This window comes from Candidatus Pelagibacter sp. HIMB1521, assembly GCF_052047875.1.
Classification (GTDB): domain Bacteria; phylum Pseudomonadota; class Alphaproteobacteria; order Pelagibacterales; family Pelagibacteraceae; genus Pelagibacter.
Genome location: NZ_JBNAIZ010000007.1, coordinates 1 through 11898 on the forward strand (window position 1 = coordinate 1; position 11898 = coordinate 11898).

Here is an 11898-nt window from a genome sequence, read left to right on the forward strand (position 1 = left end):
CTTATTAATAATATTAATTCTTCCTATAATAATCAGTCCTGAAAAATATAACAAAGAAAGATATTATAAAGAAAATAGATTTAACATCTGGTGTGACAGTTTTATGAAAAGTTATACAAAACAAATTTCACAAACCGAAATTAAAAAAATTTGCAATTAATCTTTTTTAATTATCACCATTAATGATTTACCAATAAATAGTTTTAAGAAAATATCTAAAATTTTTGATAAAGGAATCATTATATTCCAAAATTTAATACTAGATTCTAAATTAACTTTATCAGAGAAATTAAGAAATTTTGAAAATAAAATTAAAAAATATCCAATAGAGTCAAAATAACTTGTGTTATAATTTTTAATATTTAAATCAAATAAGATTTCTTTAAACATTTTTTTATCATATCTGCGGTAATGTCCTATTTTTTTGTCATAATCCGTGAATAAATATTGAAAAGCTGGAACACTTATAATTAAAAATCCATTTTTTTTAAGTTTTTTATATGCATTTAAGATTTCTTTTTTATCTTTTTCAATATGCTCTAACACATCTAAATAAATTATAGTGTCATATTTTAAAGTATTATATTTATTAAGTATCTTAACTCTTTTAAATTTTTTAGTTCTTTCCTTTAATTTTTCTCTAATTTTGCCCGAAGGTTCGTATAAATGAATTTTGTTTGAGATTGGATAATATTCTTTTAAGAAAACACAGTTTCCTGGTCCTACTTCAAGAATATTTTTTTTCACAAAATTTCCAAACAAACTCCATTGATAATTTCTAAAATTTTTAGCCTTATCAAAATAATCAAGTTCCCATCCTTCATAATCTGTTTTCTTATTCATATTTTTTAAATAATACTGATTTTAAAATTTTAAAAAACTTCAAAATTCAATTATTAAGTGATTTTTGTTCTCCTCGAATCATGTAATTCTACTATCGAGGTGATGGAGGGAGACTGAAGTCACCTCTTTTTATTTTAGAGCTTTTCTTAATTTATCAACTATTACTTTTAGAGCTGTTTTTGAGTAATTTTTTTCTTTAACAACCCACACAGATAATGGCCAAGAACTATCTTTTATACTTCTAGCAATAATATGTATATGCAACTGAGGAACAATATTTCCAATTTTTTCTACGTTAAGTTTTGAAGTTTTAAATAATTTTTTCATTACTTTACTTGCATAAACAATTTCCTTCATTAGCAGAGTTTGATCTTTAGAATTAAGATCGCTTATGTCAGTAATCTTATTTCTTTTGGGAATTAGTATTATCCATGGAAATTTAGAATTATCGTTTAACCTAATAGTGCATAATTTAAGATCAATAAGATGATGTGAAGTCTTTAAAAATTTCCTATTTAACTTAAACGACATGCTTATAATTTAATATATTCGTAGAAAAACTTAACTGCTACGAATAGTAAGAAAATAGCAAGTAATTTACTAATTTTATTTTTATCTATTCTGTGAGCTGTTCTTGCACCTATTCTTGCCATAAAAGTTGTAATCGGAATGAAGATTAAAAAAGCTGGTACATTTAAAAATCCAATACTAAATGGTAAATTTGTTTTTAAATAACTTCCTGAAATAAAAAAACCTGTGGCACCAAATAGAGCAATTAAAAAACCAATCGCTGCAGCACTTCCAATTGCTTTATTAATTGAATAACCAAAAAATTTAAGGATTGGTACATTCATAACAGCACCACCTATACCTGTTATAGCTGAAATAAATCCAACAATCGCACCAAGTATTATTTTTAAATACAATTTCATTTCAGATATTATACTCTGTTCCTTTTCTTTAATCGTAAGTAAATAAATTCCTAAAAGAAAGATTACGATCGCAAAAAAAAGTACTAATGATTTTGTTTTAAAAGTTGCAGCAAATATTGTTCCCAAAACAACTCCTGCAACTACAAAAATACCGTAGCTTTTGACTACATTAAAATCGACTGAATTAAATTTATGATGGGTTAAAACTGAAACTATTGATGTTGGAATTATTATTGCAAAAGAAGTTCCTACCGCTAAGTGCATTATATAAGCTTGATCAATTTCAAGTTTACCAAATATGTAATAAAGAAACGGGACAGTTATTAAACCTCCGCCGATACCAAAAAGGCCAGCCACAAATCCAACTGGAATTGCAGTCAAAACCATTAATAAAACTATATAGATATATTCATTTGCGAAGATTGAACTAAGCAGATTGACCATCTCTCATATCGACATTGTTGTATTTAATTTTATCCATTATGTGATCAATTTTTTTTACATCAGCATCTCTCACGCACATATTTTCACTTAAATATCTTTTCCAATGACTAGCACCAGATTGACCGTGAAATAAACCTAATGTGTGTCTCATGATTTGGTTTAAACGAGTTCCTTTTTTTAATTCGTCTTTTACATAAGGAATTAACTGCTCAATAACATCTTGCCTACTAGGAATATCCTCATTATTAAAAATTTCTCTCTCTATATCTGCTAACAAATAAGGTGTATGATAAGCAGCTCTTCCAATCATAACTCCATCTGTTTTTTCTAAATGAGGTTTAATTTGATTAACAGAGGTTATTCCTCCATTTATTATTATTTCCTCATTTGGAAAATCTTCTTTTAACTTATAAACAAACTCATACTTTAAAGGTGGGATATTTAGATTTTGTTTAGGTGTAAACTTACCAAGCATAGCCTTTCTTGCATGAATAATAAAAGTTTTAACACCTGTAGATTTTAGAGTGGATATAAAATTATGCAAGTTTTCATAATCTTCGACATTGTCATATCCAATTCTAGTTTTTATGGTTACAGGTAATTTAGTTTTCGATTTCATCTCTGTTAAACAATCTGCAACTAAGTTTGGCTCTTTCATTAAACAAGCGCCAAATCTATTTTTCTCCACTTTTCTACTTGGACAACCTAAATTTAAATTAATTTCATCGTAACCAAAGTCTTCTCCAACTTTTGTTGCCTCCGCAAGTAAATCAGGTGAAGATCCACCTAATTGAAGTGCAACTGGCTTTTCATTAATGTTGAATTCTAGTAATTTTTTTTTATCACCTCTATTAATTGCTTCATCGACAACCATCTCAGTGTAAAGAAGTATATTTTTAGATATTAGTCTTAGAAAATATCGTTCATGACGATCTGTACAGTCCATCATAGGAGCAACTGATACCAACCTATTCATAAACTAAGACTTTATATTATTTTATTATGAGTTTGAAGCTTCCGGATCTTCAGAAGCAACATCTGCTTCTTGATTTTCTGACTCTGAAACTTCATCTAATGAAACTTCACCCTGTTCGTTCATAGTTTCTTCACCAACTGAAGCATCAATCTCAGGTGTGGCTGTTTCAGACAATTCAGCTAAATCTTCCTTTGAAACTTGAATTTTTTCTGGAGTTTTTCTTGCTCTTTTAGATGGTAAAATTGGAGTTCCACTTTTTGAAATTTCTCCTTTGTAAAGATTTTCAAAATCATCACCAATATCTTCATCATCCTCTACCCCGTCATCAACTTGTTCAACGTGTTTTCTAAGTTTGTAAACAGCGCTTTCAGTTAAATCCGATACTTTGATTTTCTCTTCAGCAATTTCTCTTAAAGATATCACTGTATTTTTATCATTATCCCTATCTATTGTTGGTTCTAAACCAGCATTAAGCTGAGTAGCTCTCTCTTTAGCTACTAAAACTAATTCATAAGGACTTTCTACTTTATCTATACAGTCTTCAACGGTAACTCTAGCCATGCGCAGTATCTACACAGTGAGTCTTAAAAAATCAAGGGATATTTTTTATAAATAATGAGGATTTAACTTATTTTTTATCATTAATAAAAGCACAAGCATAAATCCAACGTATATTGCTGAAAAAGTGGCAATTTGTTCGATAACAAAACCTTTGTCTATTAAAAATCCATACAAAGCAGTTCCAAAAGCAGTGGAGAAAACCATTAAAGCAGAAGTCATAGCTTTTATTCCTCCAATAAATCTTACACCATATAATTCTGCCCATGTAGATGTACCTAAAACATTTGCAAAACCATTTGTCATTCCCAATAATCCTAAGAAAATAAATGAAACGATCGGATGATCAAAAACTATCAATACCAAAGCAGCAATCAACATAGGAATGTTTGTAAAAATTAATAATTTCCTGCTTGAAAACTTATCTATTAAAATACCAGTTATAAATAAAGTCAAAACAGAACATATCGAATAGGCCATAAAAGATTGAGCTATCACATATGGACCCCACCCCTTAGAAATTTGAACAAAAGACTGAAAAACTGCAAAGCCTGTAAAAATCCATGGCATTGCTAATAAGTTCCCACAAATAATATAAAACTTATAATCTTTTAATACTTCTCCTCTAGTCCATTGTTTGATTGTATCCTCTTGAGAATTATTATTATTGTCAGACTCTCTAGAATTAATATTTAAATTATTTATTAAGAACATTGAGACGACAGGGAGAAATAAAATAATAATTAAAGAAAATCCTACCCACAACTCTCTCCAATGTATGAATGTCAAAAAATATACTATTAAAACTGGTAAAATAAATTCTGCTAATGACAAACCTAACCAAGAAGTACTTAATGCTTTTCCTCTTGATTTATCAAAATATCTTGAAACTGTAGTACTAGCAGTATGAGACATTAACCCTTGACCAAATAACCTCATTAAAAAAATTGCTAAAAATAAAAAAACTATTGAATTGATTTTAGAAAATATAAATGAAGATATGCTTAATGATATAATTACAAAATATGCAAATTTAATTGCACTAAAATCATCTATTTTTTTTCCAACCCATATTAAAATAAAACTACTGCATAAAGTTGCGGAAGCATAAATTGAACCAAATTGTCCATGAGATATAGAAAGAGCTTCTCTAATACTAGTGTTAAACAAACCAAGAAAATAACTCTGTCCAAAACTTGAAAAAAATGTAAAAATAAAACCAAATAAAATTACTTTTAAACTTAAACTTTTAAACATAGATAAAAATTATGACTTGTAATGTTGCTTTCATAGGGCTTGGGGTTATGGGCTACCCTATGGCTGGTTATATATCAAAAGCTGGACACAATGTAACTGTTTTTAATAGAACAAAATCAAAAGCTGAAAAATGGATTGGTGAATACAAAGGTAAAATGGCTGACACTCCTGCTCAGGCAGCAGAAGGTGCAGATTTTATTTTTACATGTGTAGGTAACGATAATGATTTAAGAGAAGTAGCTACAGGAGAGAATGGATTATTTAACACAGCAAAAGCTGGATCAATATTTATTGATAACTCAACTGTGTCTGCGGAAGTGTCTAGAGAATTATATAAAGCTGCAAAAGATAAAGGTTTTGATTTTTTAGATGCACCAATATCTGGAGGTCAGTCTGGTGCTGAAGGTGGAATACTTACTGTAATGGTTGGTGGTGATGAAGAAGTTTTTAAAAAAGCAGAGCCAGTAATTGATTGCTACAGTAAAAAAGTAAAATTAATTGGATCTTGTGGAAGTGGACAACTGACTAAAATGATGAACCAAATGTGTATAGCTGGAGCAGTTCAAGGTTTATCAGAAGCAATTAATTTTGGAATAAATGCAGGTTTAGATATGGATAAAGTAATGGAAACTATATCTAAAGGTGCGGCACAGTCTTGGCAGATGGAAAATAGATATCGAACTATGACTGATGATAAGTTTGATTATGGGTTTGCTATTGATTGGATGAGAAAAGATTTAAAAATTGCAATTGAAGAAGCAAAAAGAAATGGTTCGCCTGTGCCAATTACAGAAATCATAGATGGTTACTATGCCGAAGTACAAGAAATGGGTGGTAACCGTTGGGATAGCTCTGCACTTATTGCTCGATTAAAAAAGAAAAAATAATTTGTGACTAAAACTGTTCCTTATTATGAGGACTTTAAGGAGATCAAAAAGAAAATTTGGTCTATGTTAAATAATGCTATCAAAGACAGAAGCTCGCCTTTTAGAATACCTGTATTTATATGTGGTAGCCAATCTGATTTAGATGGTAGAATTGTAGTTCTTCGAAAATCAGATCAATCTAATAACTTAGTTCAGTTTCATAGTGACATTCGTTCAGATAAAATTGAAAAATTAAAATCTAACAAAAATGCAGCAATGCTATTTTATGATAAAGATGAAAAAATTCAGGTTAGGCTAAAAGTAGAGTGTACTATTAATCATAATAACGAAGTTACTAAAGAATCTTGGTCAAAAACCCAACACATATCTAGAAAATGTTATTTAGTTGATAATGGACCAGGAACTGAGTCTGACATACCTACATCTGGACTGAAACCTGAACTTAATAATTTTGATTACACTAAAGAACAAAGTGAAGAAGGTTACAAAAACTTTACAGTTATTCAGTGCAAAATAAAATCAATAGAATGGTTATATTTGGCTGCTAAAGGTCACCGACGAGCTAGATTTGATTTTGAAAACAACCTTGGTTCAGAAAACACAATCTCAAGAGATTATTGGCTTGTACCTTAAAGAACATATTATTTTAAATTAATTATCAATTTTAGAATAAAAGATCAAATTTTACTAAATTTGATAAATTAATTTTTCAATTTATAGCCTATTTTGAGTAATTACTCGTTAATGAGCAAAAGTACAATTTTATTGATCAATATAGTTTTATGCTGTATTTTTGAATGTAAATATGAATAGCAATAAAACACATGAAATATATCCTGAGTTTTTGAACCAATTAGCTGTTGATTTAAATATATTTTATAAAAAAATAATTAATTCAAATATAAATGTTAAAAACAAAAATAAATCAGGAAAATTTAATCCTGTAACCAGTTTCGATAAAGCATTTGAAAAATTTATTAGGAATAAAATAAATAAAAGATTTCCTGGTCACAGCATTGTAGGTGAAGAATTTAAAACAAAAAATAAAAAAAGTGATTATTCTTGGATTATAGATCCCATTGATGGTACCAAATCATTTGTTGTTGGAAATCCAACGTGGTCAAATTTAATTTCATTAAATTATAAAGGAAACCCACAATTTGGTTTGGCTAATTTTCCTGAGTTAAATAAATACTATTTTAATCAAAGCGCAAACACAGCTTATGTTGTAAAAAATGGAAAAAAAAGAAAACTTAGAGCAAATAAAAAATCCACATTTAACCAAATGAAATTAGCAGGAGAATTTCATGGTTGGTTATCTTTAGATCAACAACTAAAAATTCTTAAAGTTTTAGATTTAATGCAATTTCCATCGTCAGATGCCCTAAGTTATGTGAATTTTTGTGAGGGAAAAATAGATTCTGTTATTCAATGTGTAAATAAAATTTGGGATATTCATGCTTTAATACCAATAATTAAAGCTTCAGGAGGGATTGCCTCGACTTGGAGTAACAAGGATCCAAAGGAAGCAGGAACTATTTTAGTAAGTTCAAATAAAATTATTCATAATAAAATGCTCGGTTATTTAAAACCGTTATCTGAATTTATTCCTGGAGGAATAAATAATTAAGTGATGCTTGGATTGTTTTTTTTACCCTTAAATTTTCTCTCCCAAGCATCACTTTAATTAATTACTAATTCAAAAATCCAAATTTTAGTTTATTAATATCTATATGTCTAAAAAATTTAAGATCGGTATTGACTATGGTGGTACAAAAATAGAGGGCATTCTTTTGGATCAAGATGGGAAACAAATTGAGAGAAAAAGATATTTGTATGACAAAAATTATATTTCAGGAATCGAAACTGTAAAAAAACTAGTAAGTGAATTTGATGCAATTAGTGAACAAACTTGTTCAGTGGGTCTAGGAATACCTGGTTTTTCATCAAAAGAGACTGGATTAATCACTAATGCTAATTCCTTATGGTTAAATGACAAACCATTTGAAAAAGATTTAGAAATTGCATTACAAAGAAAAGTAAAGTTGATGAATGATGCCAATTGTTTAACTTTATCAGAAGCTATAGATGGTGCTGGTAAAGATTATCAGTCAGTATTTGGTGTCATAATTGGAACTGGTTTTGGAGGAGGTTTATCTTATAAAAAAGAAATTATTGAGGGATCAAATCAAATTGCTGGAGATTGGGGTCATCAACCATTACCCTATCCAACTGACGAAGAAAATAAACTAAATGTTAAATGCCCTTCTGGAAATTGTGGAAGACCCTTGTGTGCAGAGCAATTCATCTCAGGAACAGGTTTCACTGAAATTTTTAATAAAAAACATAATACAAATTTTACGACAACAGAAATTGTTGAACTTGATAAAAATAACGATGATCGTGCTAATTTAGAATTTTCTTTATATGAGGATAGAATGGCAAGATTAATGGCTGTAATGGTAGGTATCTTTGATCCAGACGTAATTGTTTTGGGTGGAGGAATGTCAAATATTGAAAGATTGTACAAAAATATTCCTCCATTAATCCCCAAATATACTTTTGCAAAAAAAATAGAAACCAAAGTTTTAAAAAACTTACATGGTGATTCCAGTGGAGTAAGAGGAGCTGCTTGGTTGTGGAAATAATTTTTAATTTATAATAGTTTTTCTGCTGTCACTTCATCTGTAATTAAACCATTTACAAGCCTACCATTTAATGCTGCTTTTATTGCAAGAACCCTATCTGATCCTCCTGCAAATGCAATTACTGGTTTCTTTAAATTTGCGTCTGGAAGAATAGACATTGGAATATAATTATCAATATTTTTTATTATTTTTCCATTTTCATCGAAACACACGCCATTAATTTGTCCCACTACACCTTTTGATTTCATTAAATGATATTTGTCATCATCTATTAAAGAGTCTCTTAATAAGCCTGCTGTTTTTTTGGATCCAAATCCACCTATAGATAAAAAACAAGCATCAAAATTTTTAATTAATTTTACTGTTTTTTTAACAGGTAAATAATTCAAAAAAAATTTTTGAACTTCTTTGCTAGATGAATAGATAGGAACTGTGAAAGGAAAAAAATTAGACTCTACATTTTGACTGATTCTACCTAGTACAAAATAAGGTGGTTCAAGACCATCTGGACCATGATTGCCAATATTTGATACTATTTTATGCTGTAAGCAAGTGACTGGTGAAAGTTTATCAGCTACTTTTGAAAGAATTAATCCAGAACCAAAAATTAAATTCATAGACTTTTTTGCCATCAAAAAAGTATCTATAGTTTTTGATGCCAAATTCACTATCCCATCTAATTTGTCTATTTTATTAGAAACATTTGGGGCAACTTCAACATTCATTAGGTTAAATTTTTTTTTTAATTCCAAAGATAATTCTTGGCATGAAACTATTGGGTGATTTATCTTAAAATTAACTAAATTTTCATTGACTGCTAAGGAAATTAATCTTTGAGCTCTTTGTCTTGAAATTCCCATGGTCTTTGCTATTTCATCTTGGTTCATTTTATAAATATAATACATCCAGGCAGCTCTCGCTGCGTTATCGTTTTTGTGTACTTTTGATATATTCATTATAGAATTCTTATATCGTTTAAAAAATCTTTTTCAATTAATAGTTGCACTAATTTACTCATTTTGAGTATTTGATCGAACTTGAGCAAATATATTGATTTTCATAACCAACTGTGATTAGGTTTCATTAATAAACTAACAAGGAGAAATATGAATATAATTAGAACTGCTATTGCTTCTATCATCACACTATTCGTTTCGACTATTGCTATTGCTGAAACAATTAAAGTAGCAACAGTAAACAACGGTGACATGATTAGAATGCAAGGGTTAACAAATGAATTCACTTCTAAAACAGGAATAAATGTTGAGTGGGTTACATTAGAAGAAAACGTTCTACGTCAAAAAGTTACAACTGACATTACTACTAAAGGTGGTCAGTTTGATGTACTTACAATTGGTACTTATGAAGTTCCAATTTGGGGAGGCAAAGGTTGGTTAAATGAACTTAACTTTAGCGCTTCGTATGATGTAGATGATCTTTTACCAGCAATCAGAAGTGGTCTGTCTATAGATGGAAAACTTTATGCAGCTCCTTTCTATGGTGAGTCATCAATGATTATGTATAGAAAAGATTTAGTTGCTAAAGCTGGAATGACTATGCCTCAAAGACCAACATGGGGAGAAGTTTATGATATTGCTAAAGCAATCACTGAAGGCAACGACGGTGTATACGGCGCTTGTTTAAGAGGTAAACCTGGTTGGGGTGAAGGTGGAGCTTTCATAACAACTGTAGCTAATGCATTTGGTGGTAGATGGTTTGATGAAAACTGGAACCCACAAATGGATAGTCCAGAGTGGAATGCTGCGGTATCGTTTTATGTAGATTTACTTCAAAACTATGGGCCTCCAGGTGCATCATCAAATGGTTTCAATGAAAACTTAGCATTGATGAACGAAGGTAAATGTGGAATGTGGATTGATGCGACAGTTGCAGCAAGTTTTGTAACAAATCCTGATCAATCAAAAGTACATGACAAAATGGCATTTGCTCAAGCACCATGTGCTGTAACTTGTAAAGGTTCAAACTGGTTATGGGCATGGTCTTTAGCTATTCCTGGTGGATCAAAAAAAGTTGATGCAGCAACTAAGTTTATCGATTGGGCAACTTCCAAAGATTACTTAGAGCTTGTAGCTTCTAAAGAAGGTTGGGCAAATGTACCTCCTGGTACTCGAACGTCGTTATATCAAAACCCAACTTATTTAAGTGAAGCACCATTTGCTGAGATGACTTTAAATGCCATTAACACAGCAGACCCTTCATTTAATGGTACTTTGAAGAAAAAACCTTACATGGGTGTACAGTTTGCTGCTATTCCTGAGTTTCAAGGAATTGCAACTTCAGTATCTCAACAAATCTCTTCAGCTTTAGCAGGAAAAATCACTGTAGAAAAAGCATTGAAAAATGCGCAGAAGATTGCTGCAAAAGAAATGAAGAAAGCTGGTTATACTAAATAATAACTAAGCTTTAATTATATTTAAAGGCCACTATGAAATTAGTGGCCTTTATAATAAAACCTTAATCATCAACATCTATGAGAAGTAATTTAGTTCCCAAATTAACCTCTTATCCAACTATTACTTTGTTATTTATTTGGATGGCAGTGCCTCTAGGGATGACCATTTATTTTTCTTTTTTAAGATACAGCTTGATGTATCCAGATGTAAGAGAGTTTACTGGTTTATTAAATTATGAATATTTTTTAACAGATTTTGCCTTTTTGGAAGCTTTGTGGAACACTTTTGTTTTAGTTTTTTCTGTATTAATTTTTTCAATATTATTCGGCACAGGATTTGCAGTTTTATTGAACCAAAATTTCTTTGGTAGAGGTTTAGCGAGAGTTTTGGCAATAGCACCTTTCTTCATTATGCCAACAGTAAGTGCATTAATTTGGAAAAACTTATTTATGAATCCTGTATCAGGATTGTTTGCGTGGCTATTATCTTTATTTGGTCTTGGGCCTATAGATTGGTTTACTCATGTTCCAATGATTTCAATAATAATAATTGTTTCATGGCAATGGACTCCTTTTGCAACACTAATTTTATTAACAAGCTTACAATCAGTTGATAAAGATCAGCTTGAGGCTGTTAAACTAGATGGAGCAAATAACTTCCAAGCTTTTAGGTATGTTATACTGCCCCATTTATCAAGACCGATTGCGATAATCATATTAATAGAAACTATTTTTTTACTAACAATATTTGCCGAAATATTTGTTACTACAACAGGTGGGCCAGGTTTAGCTACTACAAATTTAGCATTCTTAGTATTTACCGAAGCCTTGTTAAAATTTGATATTGGTATTGCTTCAGCAGGTGGTGTTGTTGTTGTTATACTCGCAAATATCGCAGCATTCTTTTTAGTTAAAATGATTGGAAAAAATTTACAATAAA

Annotated in this window: 12 protein-coding genes and 1 pseudogene; 6 read left to right on the forward strand and 7 right to left on the reverse strand. The window is 30.0% G+C overall.

The features are described 5' to 3' along the window. Positions 1–156: 156 nt before the first annotated feature. The 6 genes and pseudogenes from ACTTA5_RS03525 to ACTTA5_RS03550 form a co-directional block, all read right to left on the reverse strand. Complete coding sequence (locus ACTTA5_RS03525) at positions 157–843, reverse strand: methyltransferase domain-containing protein (RefSeq protein WP_440647973.1); 687 nt, start codon at positions 841–843, stop codon at positions 157–159. A gap of 129 nt (positions 844–972) precedes the next feature. Then, positions 973–1374 (reverse strand): HIT domain-containing protein, encoded by a 402-nt coding sequence (locus ACTTA5_RS03530; RefSeq protein WP_440647975.1) that lies wholly within the window; start codon positions 1372–1374, stop codon positions 973–975. A 2-nt stretch (positions 1375–1376) separates the two neighbouring features. Beyond that, positions 1377–2219, reverse strand: coding sequence for a sulfite exporter TauE/SafE family protein (locus ACTTA5_RS03535; protein ID WP_440647977.1), 843 nt, complete (start codon positions 2217–2219; stop codon positions 1377–1379). Next, positions 2203–3195, reverse strand: a complete 993-nt coding sequence (dusA, locus tag ACTTA5_RS03540) for a tRNA dihydrouridine(20/20a) synthase DusA (protein ID WP_440647979.1) — start codon at positions 3193–3195, stop codon at positions 2203–2205. Before dusA ends, ACTTA5_RS03535 begins: the two co-directional genes overlap by 17 nt. 180 nt (positions 3196–3375) lie before the next feature. Beyond that, positions 3376–3756, reverse strand: a pseudogene (gene rpoZ, locus ACTTA5_RS03545) (DNA-directed RNA polymerase subunit omega); the annotation flags it as partial. Between the two features lie 45 nt (positions 3757–3801). Beyond that, positions 3802–5010 (reverse strand): MFS transporter, encoded by a 1209-nt coding sequence (locus ACTTA5_RS03550; protein ID WP_440647981.1) that lies wholly within the window; start codon positions 5008–5010, stop codon positions 3802–3804. 11 nt (positions 5011–5021) lie between these two features. On the opposite strand from ACTTA5_RS03550, the gene ACTTA5_RS03555 reads away from it, so the two are divergent. The 4 genes from ACTTA5_RS03555 (at position 5022) to ACTTA5_RS03570 (ending at position 8545) form a co-directional block, all read left to right on the forward strand. Continuing rightward, positions 5022–5897, forward strand: a complete 876-nt coding sequence (locus tag ACTTA5_RS03555; RefSeq protein ID WP_440647983.1) for an NAD(P)-dependent oxidoreductase — start codon at positions 5022–5024, stop codon at positions 5895–5897. Positions 5898–5900: 3 nt separating this feature from the next. Further along, on the forward strand, positions 5901–6530 hold the full coding sequence (locus ACTTA5_RS03560) for a flavin-binding protein (RefSeq protein WP_440647985.1): 630 nt from the start codon (positions 5901–5903) through the stop codon (positions 6528–6530). 172 nt (positions 6531–6702) lie between these two features. Next, on the forward strand, positions 6703–7527 hold the full coding sequence (locus ACTTA5_RS03565) for an inositol monophosphatase family protein (RefSeq protein WP_440647987.1): 825 nt from the start codon (positions 6703–6705) through the stop codon (positions 7525–7527). Positions 7528–7630: 103 nt separating this feature from the next. Beyond that, the gene (locus ACTTA5_RS03570) at positions 7631–8545 is read left to right on the forward strand and encodes an ROK family protein (RefSeq protein WP_440647989.1); all 915 of its coding nucleotides are present in this window, start codon (positions 7631–7633) and stop codon (positions 8543–8545) included. An 8-nt stretch (positions 8546–8553) separates the two neighbouring features. Here ACTTA5_RS03570 and ACTTA5_RS03575 read toward each other — a convergent pair whose 3' ends face one another. Then, entirely contained in the window at positions 8554–9501 is a 948-nt protein-coding gene (locus tag ACTTA5_RS03575; protein WP_440647991.1) for a sugar-binding transcriptional regulator, read from the reverse strand. Positions 9502–9651: 150 nt separating this feature from the next. On the opposite strand from ACTTA5_RS03575, the gene ACTTA5_RS03580 reads away from it, so the two are divergent. Both ACTTA5_RS03580 and ACTTA5_RS03585 read left to right on the forward strand, forming a co-directional pair. Beyond that, positions 9652–10959, forward strand: a complete 1308-nt coding sequence (locus ACTTA5_RS03580) for an ABC transporter substrate-binding protein (RefSeq protein ID WP_440647993.1) — start codon at positions 9652–9654, stop codon at positions 10957–10959. A 77-nt stretch (positions 10960–11036) separates the two neighbouring features. Continuing rightward, positions 11037–11897 (forward strand): carbohydrate ABC transporter permease, encoded by an 861-nt coding sequence (locus ACTTA5_RS03585; protein ID WP_262589039.1) that lies wholly within the window; start codon positions 11037–11039, stop codon positions 11895–11897. The last annotated feature ends 1 nt before the right edge of the window (position 11898 follow it).

Bases quoted from the DNA above. Each gene is read 5' to 3' on its own strand.
- ACTTA5_RS03525 (WP_440647973.1), bottom strand. From the start codon at position 843: ATGAATAAGAAAACAGATTATGAAGGATGGGAACTTGATTATTTTGAT.
- ACTTA5_RS03530 (WP_440647975.1), bottom strand. From the start codon at position 1,374: ATGTCGTTTAAGTTAAATAGGAAATTTTTAAAGACTTCACATCATCTT.
- ACTTA5_RS03535 (WP_440647977.1), bottom strand. From the start codon at position 2,219: ATGGTCAATCTGCTTAGTTCAATCTTCGCAAATGAATATATCTATATA.
- dusA (WP_440647979.1), bottom strand. From the start codon at position 3,195: ATGAATAGGTTGGTATCAGTTGCTCCTATGATGGACTGTACAGATCGT.
- ACTTA5_RS03550 (WP_440647981.1), bottom strand. From the start codon at position 5,010: ATGTTTAAAAGTTTAAGTTTAAAAGTAATTTTATTTGGTTTTATTTTT.
- ACTTA5_RS03555 (WP_440647983.1), top strand. From the start codon at position 5,022: ATGACTTGTAATGTTGCTTTCATAGGGCTTGGGGTTATGGGCTACCCT.
- ACTTA5_RS03565 (WP_440647987.1), top strand. From the start codon at position 6,703: ATGAATAGCAATAAAACACATGAAATATATCCTGAGTTTTTGAACCAA.
- ACTTA5_RS03570 (WP_440647989.1), top strand. From the start codon at position 7,631: ATGTCTAAAAAATTTAAGATCGGTATTGACTATGGTGGTACAAAAATA.
- ACTTA5_RS03575 (WP_440647991.1), bottom strand. From the start codon at position 9,501: ATGAATATATCAAAAGTACACAAAAACGATAACGCAGCGAGAGCTGCC.
- ACTTA5_RS03580 (WP_440647993.1), top strand. From the start codon at position 9,652: ATGAATATAATTAGAACTGCTATTGCTTCTATCATCACACTATTCGTT.
- ACTTA5_RS03585 (WP_262589039.1), top strand. From the start codon at position 11,037: ATGAGAAGTAATTTAGTTCCCAAATTAACCTCTTATCCAACTATTACT.